Source organism: Sulfurovum iocasae (assembly GCF_047716765.1).
Lineage (GTDB): Bacteria > Campylobacterota > Campylobacteria > Campylobacterales > Sulfurovaceae > Sulfurovum.
The window spans coordinates 380822-406537 of record NZ_CP180410.1; the positions used below are offsets into that span (position 1 = coordinate 380822).

The 25716-nt window shown below is 38.3% G+C and carries 27 protein-coding genes and 1 riboswitch; of the genes, 18 read left to right on the plus strand and 9 right to left on the minus strand.

The window, feature by feature from the left end:
* Window positions 1–5 precede the first annotated feature (5 nt).
* A complete protein-coding gene (locus tag ACLHDG_RS01965) occupies window positions 6–686 on the plus strand; it encodes a response regulator transcription factor (protein WP_415408316.1) in 681 nt (226 codons plus the stop codon).
* A complete protein-coding gene (locus tag ACLHDG_RS01970) occupies window positions 683–1924 on the plus strand; it encodes an ArsS family sensor histidine kinase (protein ID WP_415407315.1) in 1242 nt (413 codons plus the stop codon). The genes ACLHDG_RS01965 and ACLHDG_RS01970 overlap by 4 nt, the downstream gene beginning before the upstream one ends.
* On the opposite strand, the gene ACLHDG_RS01975 is transcribed toward ACLHDG_RS01970, so the two are convergent.
* The 4 genes from ACLHDG_RS01975 to hemB form a co-directional block, all read right to left on the minus strand.
* Entirely contained in the window at window positions 1921–3225 is a 1305-nt protein-coding gene (locus tag ACLHDG_RS01975) for a (Fe-S)-binding protein (RefSeq protein ID WP_415407316.1), read from the minus strand. The two genes, ACLHDG_RS01970 and ACLHDG_RS01975, sit on opposite strands and share 4 nt — an antisense overlap.
* Before the next feature lie 159 nt (window positions 3226–3384).
* A complete protein-coding gene (hemN, locus tag ACLHDG_RS01980) occupies window positions 3385–4752 on the minus strand; it encodes an oxygen-independent coproporphyrinogen III oxidase (protein WP_415407317.1) in 1368 nt (455 codons plus the stop codon).
* 147 nt (window positions 4753–4899) lie between these two features.
* A complete protein-coding gene (argF, locus tag ACLHDG_RS01985) occupies window positions 4900–5820 on the minus strand; it encodes an ornithine carbamoyltransferase (protein ID WP_415407318.1) in 921 nt (306 codons plus the stop codon).
* A 124-nt stretch (window positions 5821–5944) separates the two neighbouring features.
* A complete protein-coding gene (gene hemB, locus ACLHDG_RS01990) occupies window positions 5945–6916 on the minus strand; it encodes a porphobilinogen synthase (protein ID WP_415407319.1) in 972 nt (323 codons plus the stop codon).
* 89 nt (window positions 6917–7005) lie between these two features.
* Here hemB and ribA point away from each other — a divergent pair, with 89 nt between their 5' ends.
* Genes ribA through ACLHDG_RS02015 form a run of 5 tightly spaced genes read left to right on the plus strand, consistent with a single transcriptional unit; the run spans window position 7006 to window position 12709 of the window.
* Window positions 7006–7578 carry a GTP cyclohydrolase II gene (ribA, locus tag ACLHDG_RS01995; protein ID WP_415407320.1) on the plus strand — a complete coding sequence of 191 codons (573 nt, stop codon included), beginning with the start codon at window positions 7006–7008 and terminating at the stop codon, window positions 7576–7578.
* A gap of 8 nt (window positions 7579–7586) precedes the next feature.
* Window positions 7587–9353 carry an ABC transporter ATP-binding protein gene (locus ACLHDG_RS02000; RefSeq protein WP_415407321.1) on the plus strand — a complete coding sequence of 589 codons (1767 nt, stop codon included), beginning with the start codon at window positions 7587–7589 and terminating at the stop codon, window positions 9351–9353.
* The gene (locus ACLHDG_RS02005; RefSeq protein ID WP_415407322.1) at window positions 9343–9801 is read left to right on the plus strand and encodes a lasso peptide biosynthesis B2 protein; all 459 of its coding nucleotides are present in this window, start codon (window positions 9343–9345) and stop codon (window positions 9799–9801) included. The genes ACLHDG_RS02000 and ACLHDG_RS02005 overlap by 11 nt, the downstream gene beginning before the upstream one ends.
* The gene (locus ACLHDG_RS02010) at window positions 9798–10682 is read left to right on the plus strand and encodes a hypothetical protein (RefSeq protein WP_415407323.1); all 885 of its coding nucleotides are present in this window, start codon (window positions 9798–9800) and stop codon (window positions 10680–10682) included. Before ACLHDG_RS02005 ends, ACLHDG_RS02010 begins: the two co-directional genes overlap by 4 nt.
* Window positions 10679–12709, plus strand: coding sequence for an asparagine synthase-related protein (locus ACLHDG_RS02015; protein WP_415407324.1), 2031 nt, complete (start codon window positions 10679–10681; stop codon window positions 12707–12709). Before ACLHDG_RS02010 ends, ACLHDG_RS02015 begins: the two co-directional genes overlap by 4 nt.
* Before the next feature lie 151 nt (window positions 12710–12860).
* On the opposite strand, the gene ACLHDG_RS02020 is transcribed toward ACLHDG_RS02015, so the two are convergent.
* Window positions 12861–14009, minus strand: coding sequence for a S8 family peptidase (locus ACLHDG_RS02020; RefSeq protein WP_415407325.1), 1149 nt, complete (start codon window positions 14007–14009; stop codon window positions 12861–12863).
* A gap of 68 nt (window positions 14010–14077) precedes the next feature.
* A riboswitch (cyclic di-GMP riboswitch) is annotated at window positions 14078–14153 on the minus strand.
* Between the two features lie 207 nt (window positions 14154–14360).
* Between ACLHDG_RS02020 and ACLHDG_RS02025 the strand changes: the two genes are divergently transcribed.
* From ACLHDG_RS02025 to ACLHDG_RS02050, 6 genes are read left to right on the plus strand one after another with little or no spacing between them, the layout of a single operon-like run.
* The gene (locus ACLHDG_RS02025; RefSeq protein WP_415407326.1) at window positions 14361–14639 is read left to right on the plus strand and encodes a PqqD family protein; all 279 of its coding nucleotides are present in this window, start codon (window positions 14361–14363) and stop codon (window positions 14637–14639) included.
* On the plus strand, window positions 14636–15226 hold the full coding sequence (gene rsmG / locus ACLHDG_RS02030; protein WP_415407327.1) for a 16S rRNA (guanine(527)-N(7))-methyltransferase RsmG: 591 nt from the start codon (window positions 14636–14638) through the stop codon (window positions 15224–15226). Before ACLHDG_RS02025 ends, rsmG begins: the two co-directional genes overlap by 4 nt.
* Entirely contained in the window at window positions 15223–15435 is a 213-nt protein-coding gene (locus tag ACLHDG_RS02035) for a PP0621 family protein (RefSeq protein ID WP_415407328.1), read from the plus strand. Before rsmG ends, ACLHDG_RS02035 begins: the two co-directional genes overlap by 4 nt.
* A 35-nt stretch (window positions 15436–15470) precedes the next feature.
* Window positions 15471–15851, plus strand: a complete 381-nt coding sequence (locus ACLHDG_RS02040) for a hypothetical protein (RefSeq protein WP_415407329.1) — start codon at window positions 15471–15473, stop codon at window positions 15849–15851.
* A gap of 6 nt (window positions 15852–15857) precedes the next feature.
* Window positions 15858–16535: a rhomboid family intramembrane serine protease gene (locus ACLHDG_RS02045; protein ID WP_415407330.1), complete on the plus strand. Its 678-nt coding sequence runs from the start codon at window positions 15858–15860 to the stop codon at window positions 16533–16535.
* Window positions 16536–16557: 22 nt separating this feature from the next.
* Window positions 16558–17046, plus strand: a complete 489-nt coding sequence (locus ACLHDG_RS02050; protein ID WP_415407331.1) for a hypothetical protein — start codon at window positions 16558–16560, stop codon at window positions 17044–17046.
* 4 nt (window positions 17047–17050) lie between these two features.
* Here ACLHDG_RS02050 and ACLHDG_RS02055 read toward each other — a convergent pair whose 3' ends face one another.
* From ACLHDG_RS02055 to bioD, 4 genes are all read right to left on the minus strand, one after another.
* Complete coding sequence (locus tag ACLHDG_RS02055) at window positions 17051–17386, minus strand: hypothetical protein (protein WP_415407332.1); 336 nt, start codon at window positions 17384–17386, stop codon at window positions 17051–17053.
* Between the two features lie 44 nt (window positions 17387–17430).
* Entirely contained in the window at window positions 17431–18402 is a 972-nt protein-coding gene (locus ACLHDG_RS02060; protein ID WP_415407333.1) for an aminodeoxychorismate synthase component I, read from the minus strand.
* A gap of 155 nt (window positions 18403–18557) precedes the next feature.
* Window positions 18558–19436, minus strand: a complete 879-nt coding sequence (locus ACLHDG_RS02065; protein ID WP_415407334.1) for an aspartate carbamoyltransferase catalytic subunit — start codon at window positions 19434–19436, stop codon at window positions 18558–18560.
* Between the two features lie 41 nt (window positions 19437–19477).
* Window positions 19478–20116 (minus strand): dethiobiotin synthase, encoded by a 639-nt coding sequence (gene bioD, locus ACLHDG_RS02070; RefSeq protein ID WP_415407335.1) that lies wholly within the window; start codon window positions 20114–20116, stop codon window positions 19478–19480.
* A 67-nt stretch (window positions 20117–20183) separates the two neighbouring features.
* Here bioD and ACLHDG_RS02075 point away from each other — a divergent pair, with 67 nt between their 5' ends.
* The 5 genes from ACLHDG_RS02075 (at window position 20184) to ACLHDG_RS02095 (ending at window position 25688) form a co-directional block, all read left to right on the plus strand.
* Window positions 20184–20483 carry an ATP-dependent Clp protease adaptor ClpS gene (locus ACLHDG_RS02075; RefSeq protein WP_415407336.1) on the plus strand — a complete coding sequence of 100 codons (300 nt, stop codon included), beginning with the start codon at window positions 20184–20186 and terminating at the stop codon, window positions 20481–20483.
* Window positions 20484–20494: 11 nt separating this feature from the next.
* Window positions 20495–22684, plus strand: coding sequence for an ATP-dependent Clp protease ATP-binding subunit ClpA (gene clpA, locus ACLHDG_RS02080; protein WP_415407337.1), 2190 nt, complete (start codon window positions 20495–20497; stop codon window positions 22682–22684).
* Entirely contained in the window at window positions 22685–23419 is a 735-nt protein-coding gene (aat, locus tag ACLHDG_RS02085) for a leucyl/phenylalanyl-tRNA--protein transferase (protein ID WP_415407338.1), read from the plus strand.
* A gap of 98 nt (window positions 23420–23517) precedes the next feature.
* Window positions 23518–24522, plus strand: a complete 1005-nt coding sequence (locus ACLHDG_RS02090) for a transaldolase (RefSeq protein ID WP_415407339.1) — start codon at window positions 23518–23520, stop codon at window positions 24520–24522.
* Window positions 24523–24548: 26 nt separating this feature from the next.
* Window positions 24549–25688, plus strand: a complete 1140-nt coding sequence (locus ACLHDG_RS02095; RefSeq protein WP_415407340.1) for a type IV pilus twitching motility protein PilT — start codon at window positions 24549–24551, stop codon at window positions 25686–25688.
* Window positions 25689–25716: the final 28 nt, after the last annotated feature.

Here is a 25716-nt window from a genome sequence, read left to right on the forward strand (position 1 = left end):
AAGTCATTATTAAGATATTGATTATAGAAGATGATCCGGAGTTGGCACTCATCTTAACAAACTACCTTACGAAGTATGATATGGAGGTGATTGGTGCTGAAGATCCTTATATAGGACTCTCTTTATTGACCCAACATGAATTTGATCTGATCATCTTGGATCTGACCTTGCCTGGGATGGATGGGTTAGAAGTAATTCCAAAGATCAGAGAGATAAGCAATATCCCTATCATTATCTCTTCTGCACGAGATGATATTACCGATAAAGTGATTGGTATGGAGCGTGGTGCTGATGATTATATGCCTAAACCTTATGATCCCAGAGAGCTTGTAACACGTATTAAAACGATTCTAAGACGTACACACAGCATAGAAGAAAAGGTAGAAAAAAAAGAAGAACTTTTTGTAGCAGACCTAAAGTCGCACTCAATTACTTTTAAAGGGGTGTTTTTAGAGTTGACCGCTGCTGAATATGACATTTTAGGGATGTTGATCCAGCATAAAAATGGTTCAGTCTCCAGAGAACAACTGCTTTACGAAAGTGAACATATTGACGATGACAGTTCCATAAAAAATATTGATGTTATTATTTCTCGGATCAGACAAAAAATTGCTAAAATAGACTCTGAACATGTCTATATCAAGCCTATTCGTGGTGTAGGGTACCTTTTAACAGATCGCGTATGAGAAATCTCTCTGTAACCACATTTATACATATCCTTTTTTCCGTAGCGATCGCGATTTTGATCGCTACTTTTTTACTCTTTCTCTCTTGGAATGAAGATCGTCATAAGATAGATGAGTTTAAGCATTATCAACTTATTTCCATGACCTTTCTCTCCAATTTGCAATTTAACCCAGACAAAGAAGCACTTGAAAAACTTTATAAAGATCTGCGGGTACAACCTATCTCTTTACTGGAGACCAAAAAAATAAAACAAGAGATTGAAAAGAGTGGTAAAACCATTTTCTCCGGAGGTTCCTCATTAGGACGAGTACGTGTGTTTAATATAGATGACACACATTATATTTATGGACAACGCATGGGACACAATCTTATGCTTAAAGATAACAGACCTAAAAATTACTATTTTGAGATCGCTGTGACTTTAGGTATCTTTCTTATAGGATTATTGCTGTTACTCTATTTGGCTGTTTTAAGAAAGTTATTTCCTCTACGAAAACTACATAAGCAGATACAAAGATTTGCTCAAGGTGATATGAATACACGTATTACTTATGAGCATGATGATGAAATAGGAAAGATAGCAAAAAGTTTTGATGATGCCATTTTGCATATTAATGAGCTGAGTGCTTCTAAAAATCTTTTTATGCGTAATTTAATGCATGAACTCAAAACGCCTATTACCAAAGGGCGGATCGTAGTTGAGATGCTGGAAGATGAAAGTACTAAAAAGATATTGGTACGTGCTTTTGAACGTATGAATGAACTGATCTCTGAACTTGCAGAGATCGAGAGAGTTACTACACAAAGTTTTGAACCAAGTTTTGAGTATGTGACGCTTGAAGAGGTAGTACAAAAAAGCCAAGATCTTTTAATGGCAGAGAGTGGTTGTGTAAAATTGGAGTACAGCAACAGAGCATTAACCACTGACTTAAAACTGATGGCTTTAGCGATTAAAAATTTACTTGACAATGGGTTGAAATATGGTCAAAGGGAGTGTGTTCTTCTCCGTTCTAATAGTCAAACTATTGAAGTTGTTTCCGAAGGGCAAGCATTAAAGCACCCTTTGACATATTACACAGAACCTTTTTCACAGGAAGAGAAAAGAAGCAGTGGATTTGGATTAGGACTTTACATCGTACATAGTATTTTAGAAAAGTTGGGATATCAGTTAGGCTATAGACATGAAGAGGGAAAAAATATCTTCATGATAGAAGTGCAAGAGAGTTGTCGAATCTAATCTTTCAGCGCTTCAGAGATAAGTTCTAACGGATTTTTAAAGATAGTCTCTACCTCTGCGTTGTTCATCGCTTCAGAGAGTTGCATTCTACAAGCAGAACACTCAGCACTCACATAATGTGCTTTAGTCTCTCTGATCATTGCGGCTTTTGGTTTTCCAGCAGCCTCTGCAAAGTGAAACTTTTCTGTTTGCATTGTTACTCCACCAAAACCACAACAACGGTTAGGATCACTCATCTCTACCATTGGGTAGTTCGGTGCAAGTAAGTTACGAGGTTGTTTGTAAATTCCTTGTACTTTTCTAGCATGACAAGGGTCATGGTAAGTCACTGCTTCATCAAATTTTTTACCCTTATCTTTAAGTATCTGTTGTAATTCTGTATTATCATCAAGCCATGCGGTAGCCATATGTATTTTTTCAGCTACCTTCTTAGCCCTGGCTTCCCACTCTGGCATATCGTGATTTTTAAAGAAGACTTGCCAGTCATGTTTGACCATTGCTGAACATGTTGCTTCTGGTATAAGCATAGCATCACAGTCATCCATGAAACTCTCAAAGTACTCTATGTTTTTCTTGGTCATGTACTCAACTGAACTCACATCACCCGTAAAGTATGCAGGTGCACCACAACAAAGTTGGTCTTTAGGGATAAATATATCAATATTAAGCTCTTTTAGAATGTCTACTAAACTGTCACCAATACCTGTATAGTTATAGTTTGCCAAACAGCCTATGAAAAGTGCGATACGTTGATTTTTCTTCTCTTGTATAGGTGCTGGTATCTCTTCTGGATAAGAGTTTAAAAAACTCACCTTAGCCATAGAAGGAAGTAGTCTTCCTTTTTTTACCATAGGTAGAGAAAATCTGGATCTAAGTCCTCTGTCTTTATCATCTTGAGCAAGGGCACAGGTTTTAAACATAAAGCCCATTTTCATTACAATGTCCATGATCTTGCGGTGACGTAAAAGGAAGAAAAAGCCTTTTTTAAACCATGCGATACCAAATTTATCTGCGATATCTGCACGTACTTCTTCAATGACCATATCTGTAGCCAGTGAATTTGGACAGACATCTACACAGTTAGTACATAAAAAACAGCTCTCAAAGATGTCTTTAGCGTTCTTGTCTAATTCTAGATGACCTCTTTGGTAAGCACCTAAAAGGTCTATGAATCCACGGGGAGAGGTTGTCTCATCAGGGTTGACTTGGTGGATGGTACATACAGGGATACATTTTCCGCATTTGATGCAGTCATCACTGGTAGCGGTAAAGTTAAAAATGTCTTCTACTTTTTTACTCATATTTCCTCTTAAAATCTCGTTCCCATGCTTAGCGTGGGAATGCATACTTTGGTTATTGTTTATGTTTCTTTTTCTACTTTTTTAGAAAAAGTAGAGTAAAAATCGTCGTCCTCTCAAATCGCTTCGCTTTCAAGGGTGTTCGGACGACAGGTTTATTGATTAAACCGTTTTAGAAAAACTTTTCTTACTCTCTCCGTACTTCTTCATATACGCATCAAATGGCATTGCAATATTACGGATGAGAAGTGTACCTGTGGTACTCACAGATATTTTATCATCAGTGATGGTAATGAGTCCTGCATCTACAAACTCTTGCAGTGCATCCAAAGCATCAGCAAAATAGCTTTTAAAGTCTATCTTATGCTCTTTTTCAACACGTTTCATATCTATAGAGAAGTTTGCCATCAACTCCATGATAACAGACTTACGTAAAAAGTCATCATCACTTAACACTACACCACGTTCAAAAGGTAGTTTACCAGCATCTAATGCTGCTTCATAGACTTTCATATCTTTGGTGTTTTGTGCATAATAACGCTCACCTTCACCAATGCTTGTCAGACCGATACCTACAAGGTTAGCACCACCCTTGGTTGTATATCCTTGGAAGTTTCGGTGAAGTTCACCTTTTTCTATGGCTCCAAAAAGTTCATCTTCCGGCTTGGCAAAGTGATCCATACCTACCATTTTATATCCATTACTCTCGAAAAAGTCAATGGTGTATTGGAAGATCTGTAACTTAACATCAGGTGTTGGCAGGGTTGTTTCATCAAATTTACGCATGGTTTTCATGAGCCAAGGTACATGTGCGTAGTTAAAGACAGCAACTCTGTCCGGGTTTAGGTGTGTTGAGAGTTCAAGTGTCTTTTTGAATGTCTCTAATGTTTGATAAGGTAAGCCATAAATGAAATCGGTATTAATGGAGTTGATCCCGTATTTTCGAGCTAGCTCTACAGCATTTTTAGTCAGTTCTAAAGGCTGAATACGGTGGATCTCTTTTTGTACCTTTTCATCTAGATCCTGTACTCCAAAGCTGATGCGGTTAAAGCCATGTTTGTGAAAGACTTTCATTTGGTCTTCATTGAAAAAACGTGGGTCTATCTCACAGCTTATCTCAGCATCCTTACTCCAGTTTGGAAACTTTGATTTGATGTATGTGACTATCTCGTCAAGTTCAAAAGCTTTATAAAAAGTAGGTGTTCCTCCACCAAAGTGGAACTGTATCACTTCACGAGAAGTATCGATATGCTCAGCTAAAAGATCGATCTCTTTTTTTAAGTAGTCTATGTAGCGACTGAGTTTCTCTTCTTTGGAAGTAAAGACAACATTACATCCGCAAAAGTAACATGCAGACCTACAAAATGGTAAGTGTACATACAAAGAGAGTTTCTCTGTTGAGTTTTCTAAGAAGTTGATGTAGGTATCGTATTTAAAATCATCATTAAATTCTAAGGCTGTTGGGTAAGATGTGTATCTTGGTCCTGGTTTGGAATATTTGCTGAATTTTTCGAAATCTATATTGCTCATTACTTTCCTTTGGAAAGAGCGTTCAGCGTTCAGCGTTCAGCGCTGAGAGATTGTTTAATAATAAACAATGAACACTCATATATATAATTTAATTTTTGTTCTACTATTTCTGAACGCTTAGCGCTGAACGCTGAACGCTTGGTTGGATCAGCGATGCTGATCCAACCACACCATTATGCCTTTTTGGGCATGTAGTCTGTTTTCTGCTTCGCTAAATATGACATCTGCATGTTTCTCAAAGGTCTCTTCACTTACTTCATAGCCTCTATAAGCAGGAAGGCAGTGTAAGAAGATAGCATCTGATTTAGCCAAAGACATCATGGTCTCATCTACCATATAACCATCAAATACCTTAAGACGTTCTTCTTTCTCATCTTCCTGACCCATAGAAACCCAAGTATCGGTAGTAACGACATCACAACCTTTGACTGCCTCTTTAGGGTCATTATCAAAGGTGATCTTAGCTCCACTCTCTTTAGCCATCTCAAGTGCATCTGCTATGATATCAGCATCACACTCATATCCTTTAGGTGTAGCCACTCTTAACTCAAATCCAAGTTTTGCTGCAAGCATGAGCCATGAATGCGTCATGTTGTTCCCGTCACCTACATAAGCTACTACAGGGTTTTTGTCTTTTCCAAACTCTATCATAGTAAGATAGTCAGTCATGAGCTGTACAGGGTGGTAAGAGTCTGTAAGACCATTGATGACAGGTACTTTGGAATAATGTGCAAACTCTTCAAGCTTAGACTGTTCAAAAGTACGTATCATTACCATGTCAACCATACGACTTATGACTCTGGATGTATCTTTCATAGGTTCACCACGCCCTAACTGTATGTCGTTAGAAGAGAGAAAAAGTCCTACACCACCAAGCTGATAAATACCTGTCTCAAAACTTACACGCGTACGTGTAGAGCTCTTTTCAAATATCATTCCCAATGTCTGGTGCTCCATATACGGAACAAACTTACGTTGCTTGGTTTGTGATTTGATCTTCTGTGCTAATGTTATCATCTCCAAGATCTCTTCTTTAGTAAAATCTTTGAGTGTTAAAAAGTGTCTCATTTGGCTATCCTAGTATCTTAACCTCTATAGGGCTAGAAATTTAAAAGAGAATATTTTACCATAAAAGGGTTGAAAGTTGTAGAGGCTTGCACTTATTCGTTAAGTGCAAGAGAAAATATATAGATTATTTCTGAAGTAGAAGAGCCGCTTCTTTTGCATGATAGGTGATAATGATGTCTGCACCTGCACGTTTAAATGCCATCATGGTTTCCATCATTACTTTGTCATAGTCTATAACACCGGCTTTCGCAGCCATTTTAAGCATAGAGTATTCACCACTTACATTGTAAACAGCCAAGGGAAGTGAAGTGTTGTTTTTGATGTCACGTACAATGTCCAGGTAAGCAAGAGCAGGTTTGACCATGAGGATGTCTGCTCCCTCTTTTTCATCTTCTACACTCTCTAAGATGGCTTCATTTCTGTTCGCAGGGTTCATTTGGTAGCTTCTTCTGTCTCCAAAACTTGGACTGGACTCTGCTACATCACGGAAAGGACCATAATAGGCTGAAGAAAATTTGGTCGAATAACTCATTATCGGTAAGTTTTCAAAACCTGCACCATCTAACCCACCACGTATAGCAGTGATCATCCCGTCCATCATTCCCGAAGGGGCTATCATGTCAACACCTGCTTTGGCATGGATAACCGCTTGTTTGGCCAAGTTGTCAAGCGTGATGTCATTGTCAACTGTTTCCAGTACAGGGTCGAGCACACCGCAGTGTCCATGGTCTGTGTATTCACAAAAACAGAGGTCGGTGACAACAAACATGTCAGGGTGTGCTTCCTTGACAGTTCGAACTGTCTCAGCGATGATGCCATGTTCACACATCGCATCTGAACCTACGCTGTCTTTCGTGTCTGGTATCCCAAAAAGGATGATGGAGTAAATACCAAGTTTCTTGAGTTCATCACACTCTTTAACGATCTCATCGATACTCATCTGGTAGACACCAGGCATAGAACCCACTTCATCTTTAATACCTTCACCACTTCTTGCAAAAAGAGGATAGATAAAATCATTAACACTCAAATGTGTCTCTTGGAGTAGATCTCTTAGTACGGGGTTAATTCTTTTTCTTCTAAATCTTGCGAACATAACATCACCTTAGCAAATATTTTTGAACATTTTACAATAATTATTAATTGTTAACTATTAATTATTAATTGTTTCTGTATAATCTCGTCATGAATAATATAGATATATCAAAAATCGCTACTTTACCAACCAAATATGGAACTTTTAATATACAAGCTTTTAAAGAGGGTGAAAAAGAACATTTAGCCATTTTTACAAATAATTTAAAAGAGATAGATGCACCCATAGTACGTGTTCACTCAGAGTGCCTTACCGGTGATGCTCTCTCTTCTGTAAAATGTGATTGTGGTGAACAACTTGCATATGCTCAGGAGCTCATTGCAAAAGAGGGTGGTATGATCATTTATCATCGTCAAGAGGGTCGTAACATAGGGTTGCTCAATAAGGTTAATGCTTATGCTCTGCAAGATGCTGGTTTTGATACTGTTGCTGCAAACCACCAGTTGGGTTTTAAAGCAGATGAGCGTACATACGAAATAGTTGAATTCATTCTAAAACATTTTGATCTTAAAAAAGTAAAACTTCTTACGAACAACCCTGCTAAAATAGACAGTTTACCGGACATAGAGATAGTAGAACGTATCCCCATCCAAATAATTCCAAATCCACATAATGAAAATTATCTTCAAGTCAAAAAAGAGCAGATGGGACATTTGCTTTAATACAGTTTATGACAAAACACTATACATTTAAATCTCTTTATGACCAGATAAAAACACAGAAAAGTGATTTCTGGCGTACTTCCCTCTATGGAATCATTGCGACACTACTCTTGTTACCGATTCCGATGTTGATACCGCTTTTGATCGATGAAGTTTTACTGGAACATCCAGGAAAAATGATAGAGATGATCTCTTCTTTCTTTAACAGTAATGAAACATGGGTCTATATTGCTGTCATACTTGTGCTGATTTTGATATTGCGGTTTATGGCTTTTTTCTTCAATAACCAAAAAACCTTTTACGCTACTAAGATCACACAAAAGATCAGTTATCTGTTACGCCATCGGATTTTGCATCATTTGGAACGGGTGTCTATTTCTGAATATGAAACACTAAAGTCAGGAGGCATCGCTTCAAAGACAGTACAAGATGTAGAAAGTGTCAGTGGCTTTTCTGGACAGTTAGTGACAACAGTGTTAAGTGCATCCTTGATGTTGATTGGAATTGCGGGAGTTATGCTTTGGATGAACTGGGTACTGGCACTGCTGGTCTTCATGCTCAATCCTCTTTTTCTTGGTTTTTCCAGACTTGTGGGACGTAAAACAGGTGAACTGTTACGTCGTCAACATGAGGCCTATGAACTCTACCATGAACTTTTGAATGAAACACTTGAGCTTTTTATACAAGTGCGTGCCAGTAATCAGGAACGAAGCTTTTTTGGTCTCCTTCAGGGACGTGCAAAAGAGATCGAAACGGCATCACTTGACTACGGATACAAAGCTTCTGTAGCACACAGTTCTTCCACGCTTTTAACAAATACCGTGGTGGATATCTTCCGAGCACTTGGTATTGCTGCCGTGGCGTATTCGGATCTAACGATCGGGATGATGATTGCTTTTCTCTTTTATCTCTCAACACTGGTTGCTCCCATCCAGCAGTTGATGGGTCTGGTTATTGGTTACCAGAATACAAAGCCGGCACTAGAGCGTATTAATACGTTACTTTCTCTTTCTCAGGAACCGCATTACCCACATGAATTTGACCCTTTTGAAAGCATTAAGACTACTTCAGTGGAGCTAAAAAAGATAAGTTTTACCTATGGTAAGGGTAAGCAAGTGTTACATGATATCACTCTTAAGGCAGAAGCAGGACAGAAGATCGCACTCATTGGTCCCAGTGGAAGTGGTAAAACAACAATTGCTCAGATTATGGTAGGGTTTTATCCTTCTCATAAGGGAGAAATTTTGTATGGTGATGTTCCCATAGAGAAGATAGGCCTTCCCGTCGTACGTGAAAATGTAGCATTGATGTTACAACAGGCTCTCTTTTTTAACGATACTATTCGTATGAATCTCACTCTTTCTAAAGAGAAGAATAATGAAGAGATCTACGAAGCATTAAAAGCAGCTCAATTGGAAAGTTTTATACGTGAGTTGGAGGATGGGTTAGAAACACCTATCGGTAAAAATGGTATTCGTCTTTCTGGTGGGCAGCGTCAAAGGCTTGCCATCGCACGGTTGATACTTTCTGATCCAAAGATCGTCATTTTTGATGAAGCAACATCCGCACTGGACAATGCAACAGAGTATCATCTTTATGAAACACTAGAGCCATTTCTTAAAGGACGAACAACCATTATCATCGCCCACAGAACAACGACCATTAAACAGGCAGATTATATCTATCTGATAGAAGAAGGTAGAGTAAAAGTAGAGGGAACTTATGATATGCTGCAAAAAGAAGGGTTGATAAAAGAGGATTTTGATGTTGTATAAAATTAAAAAATTTACTAAACTGTCATCAGAAGAGAAAAAACTTTTCCTAGAAGCGTATGTGACTCTAGGCATCATGCGTGCAGTGATCTTGACTGTTTCGTTTAAACGTTTGACCCGTTCTTTAGAACATCTACCAAACAAAGAGGAGCTAACTACATTAAATGATAATGAGATGTACATAGCCACTTCAGTAGGGCAAGCCATCACCAGAGCAATAGCACATACTCCTTGGGAGAGTGCTTGTTTGGCACAGTCACTCACTGCACAGAGAATGCTACAAAAACGTGGGATTCCGGGTGTCTTTTATTTGGGAGTTACGAAAGATGAAGAGAGTGAAGAGAAGATGAAAGCTCATGCATGGTCACAGTGTGGAGATACCATCATCACTGGCGGCAGGGGGCATGAAAATTTTACTGTACTTTCTGTATTTAGGTGGGGACAAAAATGATAGTCTACGGTACAAAAATAAAGAGTGATATAGACTTTCCTCTTAACCTTTCTCGCGAAACAGCTACATGCTACGAGCTGGAACTTTCCGCAAAAGTACCCGATGAAATCAAAAGATCCATCACCAGTGGTTTTCAAATTTATTCTGCTCATGGACGCAACGTATATTTTTATAGCGATCGGCCATTTGATGGTAGTGAGATAGGACAGCCATGGTGTTATGAAGTCAAGGATGTAGTTCGTTTTTATTGGAGAGGCGGAGAAGAAATCATTTACTATGAACTGGATGAAAAAGGCGATGCCGATCTGTTGAGTTTTTGGTTTATTCATCTGCTTTTACCACTCTATTTTACACTGGAGGAGAAGTATGATTTTCTGCATGCGGGTGCAGTGGAAGTAGAGGGCAAGCCTATACTTTTTATCGCCCCTTCGATGGGTGGGAAATCGACGATGACAGACTATTTTATCAAGCAGGGGCATACACTTGTTTCTGATGACAAGGTTCCGACCTTTATCAAGGATAGTAAGTTTATGGCTGTTGGTTCGTTCCCTTATCATCGTCCATACAGAAAATTTGAAGATTTGGGTTACCATGTCGATAACTTTACGACTGACTTTAAGCCCATTCACGCTTTTTATGTACTTGAAAGTGTGGATGGAAATGCTGAGATATCGTTTGAAGAAATTAAAGGGTTTGAGAAGTTTGACAGACTTCTCCCAAACTATCTTTTTATGTTTTCCTATCTGAAACCAAAACGATTAAAATATCTTTCTAATATGCTTAACACTATCAAAGTTTTTCGAGTACAGGTTCCTTGGGATATGGAACGATTGGGTGAAGTGCATGATGCTATTTGTCAGCACAGCGAAGGGATAGTATGAGTGGTATCTGTGGAATCATTAGGTTTGATGAAAAACCGGTAAAAAAAGAAGAAATTCAAAAAATGCTTGATGTGACGAAGATACATGGGTATGATGCAGAAGGTATTTGGATTGATGGTAGTGTAGGGTTAGGGCATAAAATGCTATGCACTACACCTGAATCATTGCATGAAAAGCAACCTTTAATAGGTGAAGATGACAATTTAGTATTGGTTGCCGATGCACGCTTGGATAATCGTACTGAATTAATTGAAAAACTTGATCGAAAAGAAACTAATTTTGATAAAGTCACTGATGCAGATTTGATTTTATGGTCCTATCAAAAGTGGGGAAACAACTGTCCAAGCTATTTTAATGGTGATTTTGCATTTGCAATTTGGAACAATAAAGAAAATAAACTTTTTGTATCCAGAGATAGATTTGGAATTCGACAATTTTATTATTACTACAATAAGGAGATATTGATATTTGCTACTTATATTGAGCCAATTTTTTCATCAGGATTTCTCAAGAGAGTTGTAGATATACAATCTGTTAAAAAGTATATTAAGTTTTCGGCATTAGACAGGACTGAAAGCTTTTTTGAAGAGATCAAGCGGCTTCCCTCATCTAATTGGATGACAATTTCAAAAAATCAATTTAAAGTGGCAAGGTATTGGTATCCTGAAAAGATTCAAACCAACACCACTTTGTCATTAGATGAGGCTGCAAAAAAATTTTCTATCTTGTTCCATAATGCGGTTAAAGCTTCTTTGAGATCATCACACCCTGTATCAGTTGAACTCAGCGGAGGGCTGGATTCCTCGTCAATATATTCTATAGCTATATCGATGAACATGACACAGCCATTTGCAGCGCATACTATGCAACATAAAGGCTTGCCAAGTGATGAGACATACTATATTGAACAATTAGAAAAAAAGTTCAAATCAGATATTCTCAAGTTTGATATTAATGAAATTGACTTTAAAAAGCATAATCTATCAAATTTTTATTCAAAGTTTCCAGATAGTCCTCAGAGGGGTAATTTTATTGAGTTTGTCATGAAAAATAGAATACTCGCTAAACGGGGAGTTAGAGTGATCATAACAGGTATTGGAGCTGATGAAGTACTTGGAGGAGATGATTCATTTATGTTACAGTATTTAAAAAATTTAAAGTTTGTGCGGCTCTTTAAAACATTACGGTGCATTGGACGACGAGCCCAATCAAGATCTATCTTTATTAAGTATATTTTTTCATTATTTTTTGTTGATCCCTTGAAGGAGAGTATTAATAAGATTATTAAATATGTGCAATCAAAGCGGTTTTTTAAAAATAATTTTGATAAGAGCACTTTGGATCTGGAAGAGATCGAACTTGATAAAGAAGTTGATAATAACTACATTGAACTGTTTGGATTAGACTTCCTATCTCCGCGCTTTTCATACTGGATAGATTTTAATGCATTGCAAAACTATAGCAATGATGGGATTGAAGTACGTCATCCCTTTTTTGATACGAAACTAGTTGAATTCATTATTAGTTTACCTCCAGAATATCTTCATCATTGCGGAAAATATAAAAATATACTAAAATTGGCCATGAATGGTATTGTACCAGATAAAGTTCTGTATAGAAATAATAAAACCAGTTTGGTTCCCGGTATAAAATTACAAATGAAAAAAATATTTACCGATTCAAATATATATCACCAAAATTTAATTTATTTGAAGCTGTTAAAAAAAGAAACCTCAAAGCATTTGACAAGTCAATATTTTTCTGGCAAAATTATGACAAAAGATCTTCTTAAGTTATGGGTTGTCAGTAACTTAGAGAATTGGTTAAAATTAAAGAAGGGAAATATAAGAATGTTGGCTAGCATGAAAAAAGATTCTGATATAAAAAAATATACTAAACCGAAAGTTAAAAATTTGGGAAAAATTGGAAGTAAAACCAAATATGGTAAATCTAAGAGCGGCTCCGATGGTACAAGTAGTACGTATTACAACCCTGGACACGATAGTGGTTTTGGAGGTGCAAGCTAATAATTCCTCTAAAACTATTTAAGCTTGAAAACTTTAAGCTGTTTGGTTATGTTAATTAAATTTATAATTTTTTGTATGGATAGATCTTACTTCAATTAATAAATTATAAAAAGGAGAGAAGTTATTTAACTTCTCTTTATCTGCAGAACACCTATTGGATCGCTATATCCGCACGAATCAGTCCAGCTCCCTGTTCTTCTGCCAGTAACCCCAGATCTTCCGCCGTACTTTTCAGCCTTGCTTTGACTTCATCAGGCGTAAGTGTTCCATGGACAGCCAGTACCAGAGCAGCTGTTCCCGTTACATGAGGAGCTGCCATACTGGTCCCGCTTTTGAATGTATAGAAACCATCGTGATAGGTTGAGTAAATTTGTACACCCGGTGCACTTAGGTCGATCTCTGTTCCCCAGCTTGAAGTGGCAGCCAGCTGGTCTGAAGAGTCGACTGAAGAGACAGCGATAGTTTCAGGGTATTTAGCCGGATAGATGATGGCACCACCGCTGCTTCCCTCATTGCCGGCAGCTGCAACTTGTACGATGCCGGCATTATGGACAGCGATGATCGCATCGTTAAATGACTGGTTTGAGTAAAGAGAACCAAAGCTCATATTGATCACTTGCATATGGTTGTCGATACACCACTGCAATCCGTCAAGAATGTCAGTAAGAGTACCTTCATTTTTTCGGTCCAGGACTTTGACGGCATAGAGATTTACCTGTGGACCGACACCGATGACACCTATATCGTTATTCACTGCAGCAACGATACCGGTGACATGGGTTCCATGGCCGTGATCGTCTTCGGCACTTTTTCTTGGACTGATGGCATTGTAGTTTCCTTTGATATTGGCGGTCAGATCTAAATGATCAAGATCAGCTCCGGTATCGAGGATGGCAACATTGACCATAGTACCGTTGGAATCTCCCCAGGCAATATCTGCTTCGATTCTGTCAATGCCCCACGGCAGATCCTGCGGTGGCTGGTCACCTCCAGATGGTTTAGCAGTACCATGCAGCAGAATATCTTCATCGATACGCACTATTTCATCACCTAGCCGTTTTTCAAGAGCATTTTGTGCCTGGGCAGGCAGATAAACGGCCATACCATTGATGATCCTCAATGGCTTGATCGGTACAGCACCGTTCTTTTTCATCAAATTCATTTGTGCTGTTTTATTTGAGAAGCTCTTTTGGAAAACGATGATTTTCCGAGGTGCTTCATTGGCATCATTGGCTGATGCCACTTGGGGAATGGCCAGACTTATTGAGCATATTAATGCCCATAATATATTTCGCTTCATAATAGTTCCTTTTTGTGTCTAAGGAGACAGATTGAGGAACGGAAATTGCAGATCAATAGAGGTTTCACTTTGGCAACCCGGCTATCTTTAAAAAGATCCGTAGCTTTCCGTCCCCGCTTCACAACGGGTTTGGCTTTTCTATAAGATAAGATAAAACTCCTCCTTTCTTATATTTATAATAACTTTACAGCACCATTATGTAGTAATAATTATTAATCATGGTTTAATATAATGTTATATATCAGCAATATCTGCTTGTTTGAACTATAAAACCAAGAATAAGAATAGAGAATAGGGGTCAGTCGTTGAAAATAATGATATAATCCTCCTAAAAAGTTAAAAAGACGCAAGATGAACCTCAATCAAAAAATCACATTCGCAGACACCGTCTTTGCCCAGGAAGTAGATGGCGAAATGGTACTGTTGGATATGAACAGTGAGAACTACTTTGGACTTGATGAAGTAGGTACGGCTATCTGGCAGGCTATGCAGGAGCATGGGGTTTTGCAAGAAGTTTATAACACATTGTTAGCACAATATGATGTAGAAGAAGAAGTTTTGCAGAAGGATCTTCTGAATTTTATAGAGAAGCTTGTTGAGAGTGGATTGGTTGAGGTGGAAGAGAATTGAATTTATCACAATATTTAGACAATGAAGAGATAAACTTAGAGAGTGTGATTATCACAAAGTTAGAACTCTTTGCTTCACTTTTAAATGAATGGAACCAGATACATAATCTTACAGGGGCTAAAACGGTTGATGCGATCTATGTCAATATCATTGATTCGCTTTATCCTTTAACTTTTATAGATAAACCAAAAACACTTTTAGATGTAGGAACAGGTGCAGGGTTTCCCGGGCTTGTATTGGCTATCGCTCTGCCAAAGACAGAAGTTGTGCTCGCTGAACCACTTAAAAAACGGGTCTCTTTTCTTAAATATGCTGCCATAGACTTGGAACTTAAAAATGTTAAAGTTGAAGCAAAAAGAGTTGAAAAAGTAGAGCATGACGCTTTTGATCTCATTACTTCACGGGCAGTAACCAATACCAAACTGCTTTTAGACCTGACAAAAGATATCAGTGATAGTAAAACTGAGTACCTTTTTTATAAAGGGTCTCGTGTATTTGATGAGATAGAGGATGTACAACATCAGTTAACTTATGATATAGTACAAAAAAACCAACGAAATTACTTACATATAAAGAAAGAACAATGATTTTAAAACTTATAATTTTTGCTATAGCAGGATTGCTTATTTATAAATTTTTTGGAGGGAAACTTCCTACATTAGGTAAAAAAAGCCCACACGAAAAAAAACTTGATGATGATACACTGGTAGAGTGCAGTAAGTGCGGTACTTATGTGACGGTAAAAGAGAGTATTATCATCAATGGTAAGTATTATTGTGATGAGTGTGTTGAGTAATAGAACCTTCTGAATAACAAAGTAAAGGAAATTATATGATAATTATTGGTCATCCATGGATCGAAAGTAGTCGTTTTTGTAAAGTTTTTTCCCAAGAAGATATTAAAAAAAGTGAAGTTGATGATATTCTATTGCTTGAACCTTTGGTAGATTCTGTAGAACTTGCTAAATATTGTCAAAATAATGATATTCCTTATGCTGTGAGTGTAAATACACTCAATGAAGCTCTTTTTTGTAATGCTTTGGATGCAAATTTTATAATTTGTGAAGAGGATGATGCATGCCTTATTCAGCCTATTGCGCAAGAGTATCTTTTTGATACGAAGGTTTTAGTACTTGTTCATGATGAGAAAGATATCGCTAAAGCTGCAAGATCCGGTATTGATGGTGTTATCTTTGCAGAGGCAATTTGTTAATTATTTATGAGTGAATTTCAAAAATATAAGATCACTTATAGTCTCATCGTTCTCAATCTCATCGTTTATATCTTCTCTGCACTCTTTAGCCAAGACATCATAGATATGGACATACAAACCCTTGTAGACATGGGTGCATTATATGGACCGATCACGGTACTTAAAGGTGAATGGTGGCGGCTTTTTACTGCGATGTTCTTACATGCCGGTATGACACACTTATTGATGAATATGTTTTCGCTTTATCTCATAGGGCGTGGAGCAGAGATATACTTTGATACGAAGTCCTACTTAAGCATTTATCTTTTCTCTGGTCTTTTAGGTGGACTAGTATCGCTGTATATACATCCTGTAAGTGTAGGTATAGGAGCTTCTGGTGCTATCTTTGGTGTTTTTGGTGCCTTGGCCGGATTTTTCTTGGCGCATAGAGAGAAGATCCAGGAACATACCAAAGCATTTATGAAAGATTTTACCATCATTATTGGGATCAACCTTGTGATAGGGTTCTCCATACCTTCAGTTGATGTCTCTGCACATGTAGCTGGACTTTTGGTAGGGTTTATCGGTGGATTTGTACTCTCCAAAAATCCAAAATGGATTTTGGTATATAGTATTGCAATGGTGTTACTCATGATCGCTATTGGCTCATACCTCCCTACCCAATATGTTCAAGCACTTCTTTAAGGTATTACTCTTATCTTTTTTATTGGTAGGATGTGTTGTTACTCCTCCTCTCCCCTCTGAGATGCGTACGGCACAACTCTCTAAACTGTTACAGTCATTGGATAAGAGTATCCCTCAAGATGAAGTGATGCATCTTTCTCAGGATATTTTTCATAAAACGCAGAAGCTCACAAAAGAGTTTGAACTTACTTCTCCCCCACTATTTCATAATTCTTTAGTCAATATTGGTATACGTGAGAAAGGACTTTGTTATCATTGGAGTGATGCACTCTATGTGCATCTTTTACAAAAAAAATACCCTCATTTTGAGTTTCATTTAGTGGGAGCAAATATAGGGGAGTATTTTTTTGAACATAATGCTTTGGTGGTTGTCGCAAAAAACGGATCCATACCAAATGGTATCCTTGTCGATCCGTGGAGAAACTCTGGAAAACTATATTTTTCTAGAGTAGTTGAAGATAAAAAGTATCAGTGGAAACATAGAGAGGAAAGAGGGTGCGCAATACGTTAAAGACTTACTCCTCTGCGGCTCTTTCTGCTGCCTCAGCTTCTTTTATCTCAGCCTCTTCTGCTCTTTGTGCTTCTAACTCTGCTTCAGAAGGTGCTTCTTCCTCTTCAATCTCTTCAGTTTCAACTTCCTCTTCAATCTCTTCAGTTTCAACTTTTTCTTCTTGACTTGCTTCTGGTTGGGATTCTTGTTCTGTAGATTCTGTATCTTCAGGTGCTTCACTCTCTTCTGTTTGAGCTTCCTGCTCCTCTACATTTGTGTCTGGGGTATCTTCCTCTGCTAGGGATGTGGTTTGAAAGAGTAAGAAAAGAGAAAAGATAATACTTGAAAATAGTCTAGACATAGGGAACCTTTATAGAATATTATAAAGAGTTTACACAAATTTTATCAAAATGGCAAATAAATTTTATCTATCAACTCTTCATACTCACTTTTGGCATCAGAGTCTATGGTGATCCCACCACCACTTTTGTAGACGAGACTGTTCTCTTCTTTCTCGATGAAACGTATCATAACACCGGAACGTAGAGTTTCACCGTCAAAGACACCAAATATCCCCGTATAAAATCCTCTATCATAATCTTCTACATGGTTGATGATGTTTACAGTACTCTTTTTAGGTGTACCGGAGATGGAGCCGGCAGGGAGGATTTGCTTTAGTAATGTACCTAAGTTGTTTTTCCAGTCAAAAGGTAGTTTTGCTGTGATCTTGGAACTGACTTGCAGAAGTTCTTTTTTCCCTGCTTTTATCTTCTCCACATAACGAAACTTCTCTACTTCCACCTCTGAACCGATTATCCCCAGATCGTTACGCATAAGATCTACTATCATCACATGTTCAGCCATCTCTTTTTCATTGGTCAAGATAGTCTCTTTGGCATGAGGTAAGTTCGCATCTATTGTCCCTTTCATGGGGTAGGTAGCGATGGTATTTTCTTCTATCTCTACAAAACGTTCAGGGGAAAAGCAGATGAACTCATCTTTAAAATAGAGCTTGAACTTGGCTCTTGCGTAAGTGAAGATCTCTTTGAGGCTATAGTTCGTCTCAATGGGTGTTTTAAATGTGAGATTTAAAAGATAGGTGTTTCCTGAACGTATCTCTTCCAGTATTTCATCCAGGGCTTTTTTGTAGAGAGAAAAGTCAACAGGAGATTTAGAAAAAGTAAAATCTTTACTACGTTTTTCAACAGGATAATTACGCCAATCTTTCAACTTATAGAAGATGTCATCATCAAGCTCATCAAGTGGCTTTGCAAAGATCTTTTGCTGATCAAAAGAGGTGATAAAAAGAAAGGGAGTACGGTTTTTTGCAAGTTTGTTTATCTTGGAAAAACCATTTTCTTTGTTAAGCCAATTCATTTTATACCCTAGCTTCTATCTCTACTTTTTTTAGAAAAAAGTAGGCAAAAAATCGTCACTTCGTAAGTGTGCTACACTATTACGGCGTGTTGCTTCGCAATGTGCACGCCTTCATATCGGCACACTCAGTGCTCAGTGACAAAGCCATATCTATTTTAAGAGTCTAATAATAATAACTTTAATATAGCCATACGCATATAAACACCATTTTTCACTTGTTCGAGAACTTTACAGCGAGGATCATCAAGCATCTCATCAGAGATATCAATGTTCCTCATTACCGGACCGGGGTGAAGCACCAAAATATTTCTATCTCCTAAACGTTTATGGTCTATGCAGTAGTGTTTTGCATATTCATCATAGTCATCAAAATGAGGAGTATCATGACGCTCGAGCTGTGCCCTGAGACTCATGATCACATCTACTTTATCCAGGATATCATCAAGATTTTCGTACTGAGGAAGATCACTTTGTGGCATAAAAGGTTTAGGTGCTACCAGGATGACATTCATTCCCATACGTGTAAATAAGCGAATACCGGAACTTGCTACACGAGAACTTACAATGTCACCTACTATAGCTATGGTTTTGCCCTTAATGTCACCATCAAAATACTCAACTAAAGTAAAGAGGTCAAGCAGTGCCTGTGTAGGATGTGCATAGTTGCCCGCACCTGCGTTGATAACAGAGGTCATCTGCATATCTGCGAGCATTTGTGGTGTCTCATTTTCCGAGTGACGGATGATAACGCCATCAGGCTCCATAGCGCAAAGATTTGCAAAAGTGTCTTCCAAAGACTCACCTTTACTACTAGAGCTTTTAGAGGGATCAAGATGTACCACTGCAGCTCCCAGTCTTTTTGCTGCCACTTCAAACGAAGAACGTGTACGTGTTGAAGCTTCAAAGAAAAGAGTGATGAGAAGTTTATCTCTTAGGAGTTGAGAAGGACGATTTGCTTTAAATGTTTTGGCATCATGAAGCAGTTGTGCTATCTGTTCCTCTGAAAAGTTGTTTGTGTCTACCAGGTGTTGCATGAGTATCCTTAGCTAGTACGGTAATAATTATGTGATTATAGCTAATAGCTGCTAATAAAACTTTGTATTCCTTCTCTAACACCCCACCACTCAGGAAATATTTCATCATAAAAAGGCTTCGTTACTTCAGAAAAATCCTCTTTATCCTCAAACAAATTTACACACCAATCAAACTCAATATTACGAGACTTTAATGCTTCTTGCGAGAGCAGAGTATCGTTGATACAGCCTAAACGGCTAGGAGTAACCAGAAGTACTTTTGATCTTAGTTTTTGTGCCAAGTCTATCATCATGAAATCTTTCGTGATGGGAACGAGGAGCCCCCCTGCACCTTCAACCAAAAGGATGTCACAGAGTTGTGCGAGTTCATGGTATTTTTCTATGATCTTGTCTATGACTATCTCTTTGTTTATATCTGCACAAAACGGGGCTGCGGGGAGGGGGAAAGTATAGGCTGTGATATCTTGTGGTGTAAGGTCTTTGAAGTTCTTGTTTACCTTCCGGCAAGCTTTTAAGAGTAGACTAGCATCAGGTAGTGTGTCGGTGACGCCAGTTTCAATGGGTTTAAATACACCTACTTTCAGACCTCGTGAGGCAAAGGCTTCGATGAGCTTTAAAGTAGTGTACGTTTTACCTACATTGGTACCGGTAGCGGTGATAAAAAGTGACTGCACTTGCATTTCTCCAAAAATTTTGTATAATAGTATATATAAATTATAAATATATGAATTAGGATTTTAACATAATATGCCAAAGTTTGAAGAAGAATTTGATCTAGCCTTAGAGTTGCAAGAACCACAAATGTTTAAAGTGTTACTACACAATGATGACTATACAAGTATGGATTTTGTAGTTGAAGTACTCATTGGTATCTTTCATAAGACACATGCGCAAGCAGAACAGATCATGCTACAGATACATGAAAAAGACAAAGCCATCTGTGGAGTGTACAGCTTCGAGATAGCACAAACCAAAGCACAGCAAGTAAAGCAGAAAGCAAAACAAAATGAATTTCCATTACTTGCGACGATTGAAGAAGATTCGTAAAGGATAAATAAATGATAAGTATTGCATTAAATGATGTATTTAAAAAAGCTGTAGGATATGCCAAAGAAAATAGACATGAATACTTGACGGTAGAACATGTATTTTTATCTGTGGTGAGAAGTGAAGAAGGGGTAGAGATACTTTCTGTACTGAATGCAAACCTTGAACTGCTCGAAGAGGGTATTATCGAGCATATTAACAAGACTATCCCTTCTCTTAAAGAAGCGGTAGAACCTTTTGAGACAGTAGCTCTCTCTCGTGCCATTAATGATATGATGACACATATCCATAGCTCAGGAAGAACAGAAGCCAGTATAGGAGATATGATAGCAGCTATCTTTATGCAAGAGCATTCTTACGCGGTGTATTTGATGAAAAAAGAGGGTATTGCCCGTGTGGATGTGTTAGAAGTTATCTCTCACCATGATACGGCAACGCAAGTTGATGCAAAAGAGAAAAAGAAAGAAGAGACATTTTTAGATAAGTTCACTATGGAACTTGTGGCACTGGCCCAAACAGGTAAGATAGATCCGGTTGTTGGACGAATTGATGAGATAGAACGTGTGATGCAGACACTATGTCGTCGTAAGAAAAATAATCCCTTACTTGTAGGAGAACCAGGGGTAGGAAAAACAGCCATTGCTGAGGGACTTGCACTTAAGATCTCTGAGGGTGAAGTGCCTGATATCCTTAAAGATGCCAAAGTATTTGCTCTTGATATGGGTGCATTGGTTGCAGGAACGAAGTACAGAGGTGACTTTGAGAAGCGTCTTAAAGGTATTATCTCTGAATTGAGTGCAATGGATGATGCTATTTTGTTCATTGATGAGATCCATACCATGGTAGGTGCAGGAGCTACAAGCGGTGGAAGTATGGATGCATCCAACTTACTGAAACCTGCATTGGCTCGTGGAGATTTGAAGTGTATCGGTGCGACAACCTACGCAGAGTATAGAAACTTTTTTGATAAAGACAAAGCACTTAGTAGAAGATTTGCAAAAATCGATGTGGAAGAGCCAAGCAAAGAAGATACGATGATCATTTTACAGGGTGTAAAGCATAAGTATGAGGATTATCATAATATCAGCTTCACAGATGCAGCACTTCAGACTGCGATCGATCTATCTGTGAAGTATTTGCATGATAGATTTTTACCGGATAAAGCGATGGATATCATCGATGAGGTTGGTGCACACTTTATGCTTAGAGGGCAAGAAGGTATTACGGTAAAACCTAAAGATATCGAAGAGAGTGTAGCAAAGATCATGAAACTTCCTTCTACAGTTATTGGAACAGATGATACGAAAAAGCTTCAAACACTCCAGAAAGATCTGGCTTCACATATCATCGGACAGGATGAAGCTATAAGTGCATTGTCAACTGCCATTAAACGTTCGTATGCAGGACTCAATGCAGATAATAGACCTATAGGATCATTCCTCTTCGTAGGACCGACAGGTGTGGGGAAAACAGCACTTGCCATACAACTGGCAGAGACGATGCATGTACACTTTGAACGTATCGATATGAGTGAGTACATGGAAGCCCACACTATCAGCCGTTTGGTAGGTGCACCTCCAGGGTATGTAGGGTATGAGCAGGGTGGACTACTTACTGAGATGATCAAAAAACATCCTCATACAGTACTGCTTCTTGATGAGATAGAAAAGGCACATCCTGATATCATGAACATCTTACTTCAAGTGATGGATGGAGCGAAGCTTACAGATAACAATGGTGTGGTCAGTGATTTTAAAAATGTTATACTCATCATGACGTCTAACATAGGTACAAAAGAGGCCAATGTCATGGGCTTTAACAAAGATAACTCTATGAAAACAGACAAAGCACTCCAAGCTTTCTTTTCTCCAGAGTTTAGAAACCGTTTGAGTGCTACCATAGAGTTTAATGCACTTGGTTTAGATGCACTTATTACTATCGTCGATAGAGAGTTGGATAAATTGAATCTTTTACTTAAATCTAAAAAAGTGAAAGTCAAACTGAGTAAAAAAGCCAAAGAGTACCTAGCCAATGAAGGATATGATGAGCGTTATGGTGCAAGGCACATCGCTCGTGTTATAGATGGAAAAGTGAAAGAAGCACTTACGGATGAGATACTTTTTGGGAAACTTAAAAAAGGTGGTTCTGTAAAAGTGGGTTATGAAAATGAGAAATTAAATTTTTCATTTGAAGGAAGATAATTGGCTTCTATGTTCGATGAGGAGGAATATCTTATTCCTCCACTGAGTAGCTACTCATATATATTTCCTGACCCTAGAAATGCTTCAGATGAAGGACTTCTGGCTTATGGTGGAGATCTCCGTTCCCCTAGACTGCGTGCTGCTTACCGTCAAGGTATTTTTCCTTGGTACAATCCTGGTGATCCTATACTCTGGTGGTCACCCAACCCACGACTTTTACTTTACCCTGACAAATTTCGTGTGCGTAAATCTTTTCGCAGGGTATTGCGTAGCGGTAAGTTTACGGTTACTTTTGATAAAGAATTTTCAAATGTCATTAAACATTGTGCAATGGTTCCCAGAGACGGGCAGGATCATACATGGATAGTAGAAGAGATACAAGAAGCTTTTATAGAGCTTCATGAAGAGGGGTATGCCCATAGTGTTGAAGTCTATAAAGAGGGGAAACTTGTAGGTGGACTGTATGGTATTGCGATGGGAAAAGCTTTTTTTGGCGAGTCGATGTTCTCTTTGGTGGCAGATGCTTCGAAAGTAGCTTTTAAAGCACTAAGTGATGTTTTAGGCGCGAAAGGTTATGATTTTATAGATTGCCAGATGAAAACAGACCACATGATAGGGTTGGGAGCACAAATAGTTCAGAGGGATACGTTCCTGGATGAACTGGATGTTGCCTTGCAGAAGCCTAGTGACTTGGGAGATTGGCATCATTTTAAATGGACATATATTGATAAATAACGCTTTTTGAGCAAAGCCCAAAAAACTACGTTGACACTATGTCAATTTCAGCAGTTGGCTCATACGACTAGTTGTATTATTAAACAAGGATATAAAAGATGGTAAATAGAGATATAGGGTTCTCTTTATGGTTGGACTTTGTGGAGAGAGATTATCTTAAAAATGAGTTTTCAAAACTGATAGAAAATGGTACGATCAATGGGGCAACGAGCAATCCATCTATCTTTGCTTCAGCGATCACTACTTCCCCTGCATACAAAGAGCAGTTGGAAAGTTTGGCAGGGAAAAGTGCCAAAGAGAAATATGAAGCATTGGCTATCGAGGATATACGTACTGCTGCACAAGCATTAAGATCCTCTTATTCCGAGGGGAATGATGGCTATATCTCTATAGAAGTTGACCCTTTTCTTTCCAATGACACAGAAGGTACCATAGCAGAGGGGAAAAGACTCTTTGCAGCAATAGGTGAGCCTAATGTGATGGTAAAAGTACCTGCAACTGAAGCTGGATATGCTGCAATGACAGAACTATTAGATACAGGTATCTCTGTAAATGCAACACTGATCTTCTCTCCTAAACAAGCACAAAAATGTCTTAAAGCGATGACAAAAGGGCTAGATAGTTTTGAAGCAGATGGTGGGGGAAGGGTAGATGCGGTCATCTCTGTTTTTGTGAGTCGTTTTGACAGATTACTTGATGCAGACCTGGCACAAGAAGGTATAGATGTATCTAGAACAGGTATTTATAATGCTGCCAAGATCTATAATCTTATCGAAAAAAATCATACACCAAGTATACGTACACTTTTTGCAAGTACAGGTGTCAAGGGTGATGAGTTGGCAGCAGATTATTATATGAGAGAACTCTTAGCATCACGTTCTGTCAATACTGCCCCTTTGGCTACCATAGAATCTTTTGTGAATAGTAAAGGATTAATGCTAAAGCTACCTATAGAAGAGAGTGAGATCAATGGCTATTTTATAAAACTGGCAGATAGTGGTTTTAATATGGATGAGATATATGCCTCTTTACTCAAAGATGGATTGGAAGCATTTGAACAGGCATTTAAAGAGATGCTAGAGAGTCTTGAATCTATTAAATAAATAAAACCTGCCAGAAAGGAAGTGACATGGAAGAAAAACTTAAACTTTATCTGCGAACTATGATCAGTAATGAAGGGTCTGACCTTCACATTAAATCAGGTTCTCAAGTAAGAGTACGTATTCATGGTGTATTGAAAGTACTTGGAAAAGATGAATTGAGTGCAGAGATGGTTGATAAACTTGCACGTGAGATCACTACCAAAGACCAGTATGAGAAACTGATCAATGATCGAAACCTGGATTTCTCTTATGTATTGGGTGAAGAAAACAGGTTTCGTGTGAATTTCTTTTATCAGATGGATGGGTTGAGTGCAGTTTTCCGTATCATTCCTGTGAAGATCTTAACGCTTGATGAGCTTAACCTCCCAGAAGTGCTTAAAACTTTTACCGATATACAACGGGGGCTTGTACTTGTTACGGGTGTTACGGGTTCGGGTAAATCTACCACCTTGGCTGCTATGATCGATAAGATAAACAGAGAGCAGAAAAAACATATTATTACAGTAGAAGATCCTATCGAGTTTGTTCATAAAGACAGAGGATGTTTGGTTAACCAAAGAGGTATAGGACAAGATGCACACTCCTTCTCAGATGCACTTAGAGCAGCCTTGAGGGAAGATCCTGATATTATCCTGGTTGGGGAAATGAGGGATCTTGAGACGATCGATATTGCGCTGCATGCTGCAAACACGGGTCACCTTGTATTTTCAACACTGCATACATTGGATGCAAAAGAGACGATCGACAGGATCGTTGGTATGTTTGGAAATGAGGAGCAAAACCGTATTCGTATGTCTTTAGCTTCTGTACTTGAAGGGGTTATCTCACAAAGACTCATTCCAACAAAAAAAGGTGGAAGGGTTGCTGGGATAGAGGTACTTAAAAAAACAGCCAGAATAGAACAGCTTATAGCAGAGAACCGTGATGCAGAGATCCCCGATGCACTTTTTGAGGGTAAAGAGATCTACGGTACACAAACTTTTGATCAGGCACTTCTAGATATTTTACGTAGAGGAGAGATCACTGATAAAATAGCATTGGAGTATGCAACAAACCCAGCAGATATGAAACTCAAAATGCAAGGTGTCGGAAAAGGTGCCCTTGTTGATGAACATGCTGCTGAAAAGGAAGTAGATATATTTGAGTTTAAGGATGAGGAGGGTTAAGTAAACGTGAAAAGTTTCACGTTTATAC

Excerpts from the sequence above, each read along its gene's own strand:
- ACLHDG_RS01970 (WP_415407315.1), top strand. The coding sequence starts at position 683 with ATGAGAAATCTCTCTGTAACCACATTTATACATATCCTTTTTTCCGTA.
- ACLHDG_RS01975 (WP_415407316.1), bottom strand. The coding sequence starts at position 3,225 with ATGAGTAAAAAAGTAGAAGACATTTTTAACTTTACCGCTACCAGTGAT.
- hemN (WP_415407317.1), bottom strand. The coding sequence starts at position 4,752 with ATGAGCAATATAGATTTCGAAAAATTCAGCAAATATTCCAAACCAGGA.
- argF (WP_415407318.1), bottom strand. The coding sequence starts at position 5,820 with ATGAGACACTTTTTAACACTCAAAGATTTTACTAAAGAAGAGATCTTG.
- hemB (WP_415407319.1), bottom strand. The coding sequence starts at position 6,916 with ATGTTCGCAAGATTTAGAAGAAAAAGAATTAACCCCGTACTAAGAGAT.
- ribA (WP_415407320.1), top strand. The coding sequence starts at position 7,006 with ATGAATAATATAGATATATCAAAAATCGCTACTTTACCAACCAAATAT.
- ACLHDG_RS02000 (WP_415407321.1), top strand. The coding sequence starts at position 7,587 with ATGACAAAACACTATACATTTAAATCTCTTTATGACCAGATAAAAACA.
- ACLHDG_RS02005 (WP_415407322.1), top strand. The coding sequence starts at position 9,343 with ATGTTGTATAAAATTAAAAAATTTACTAAACTGTCATCAGAAGAGAAA.
- ACLHDG_RS02010 (WP_415407323.1), top strand. The coding sequence starts at position 9,798 with ATGATAGTCTACGGTACAAAAATAAAGAGTGATATAGACTTTCCTCTT.
- ACLHDG_RS02015 (WP_415407324.1), top strand. The coding sequence starts at position 10,679 with ATGAGTGGTATCTGTGGAATCATTAGGTTTGATGAAAAACCGGTAAAA.
- ACLHDG_RS02020 (WP_415407325.1), bottom strand. The coding sequence starts at position 14,009 with ATGAAGCGAAATATATTATGGGCATTAATATGCTCAATAAGTCTGGCC.
- ACLHDG_RS02025 (WP_415407326.1), top strand. The coding sequence starts at position 14,361 with ATGAACCTCAATCAAAAAATCACATTCGCAGACACCGTCTTTGCCCAG.
- ACLHDG_RS02035 (WP_415407328.1), top strand. The coding sequence starts at position 15,223 with ATGATTTTAAAACTTATAATTTTTGCTATAGCAGGATTGCTTATTTAT.
- ACLHDG_RS02040 (WP_415407329.1), top strand. The coding sequence starts at position 15,471 with ATGATAATTATTGGTCATCCATGGATCGAAAGTAGTCGTTTTTGTAAA.
- ACLHDG_RS02045 (WP_415407330.1), top strand. The coding sequence starts at position 15,858 with ATGAGTGAATTTCAAAAATATAAGATCACTTATAGTCTCATCGTTCTC.
- ACLHDG_RS02055 (WP_415407332.1), bottom strand. The coding sequence starts at position 17,386 with ATGTCTAGACTATTTTCAAGTATTATCTTTTCTCTTTTCTTACTCTTT.
- ACLHDG_RS02060 (WP_415407333.1), bottom strand. The coding sequence starts at position 18,402 with ATGAATTGGCTTAACAAAGAAAATGGTTTTTCCAAGATAAACAAACTT.
- ACLHDG_RS02065 (WP_415407334.1), bottom strand. The coding sequence starts at position 19,436 with ATGCAACACCTGGTAGACACAAACAACTTTTCAGAGGAACAGATAGCA.
- bioD (WP_415407335.1), bottom strand. The coding sequence starts at position 20,116 with ATGCAAGTGCAGTCACTTTTTATCACCGCTACCGGTACCAATGTAGGT.
- ACLHDG_RS02075 (WP_415407336.1), top strand. The coding sequence starts at position 20,184 with ATGCCAAAGTTTGAAGAAGAATTTGATCTAGCCTTAGAGTTGCAAGAA.
- clpA (WP_415407337.1), top strand. The coding sequence starts at position 20,495 with ATGATAAGTATTGCATTAAATGATGTATTTAAAAAAGCTGTAGGATAT.
- ACLHDG_RS02090 (WP_415407339.1), top strand. The coding sequence starts at position 23,518 with ATGGTAAATAGAGATATAGGGTTCTCTTTATGGTTGGACTTTGTGGAG.
- ACLHDG_RS02095 (WP_415407340.1), top strand. The coding sequence starts at position 24,549 with ATGGAAGAAAAACTTAAACTTTATCTGCGAACTATGATCAGTAATGAA.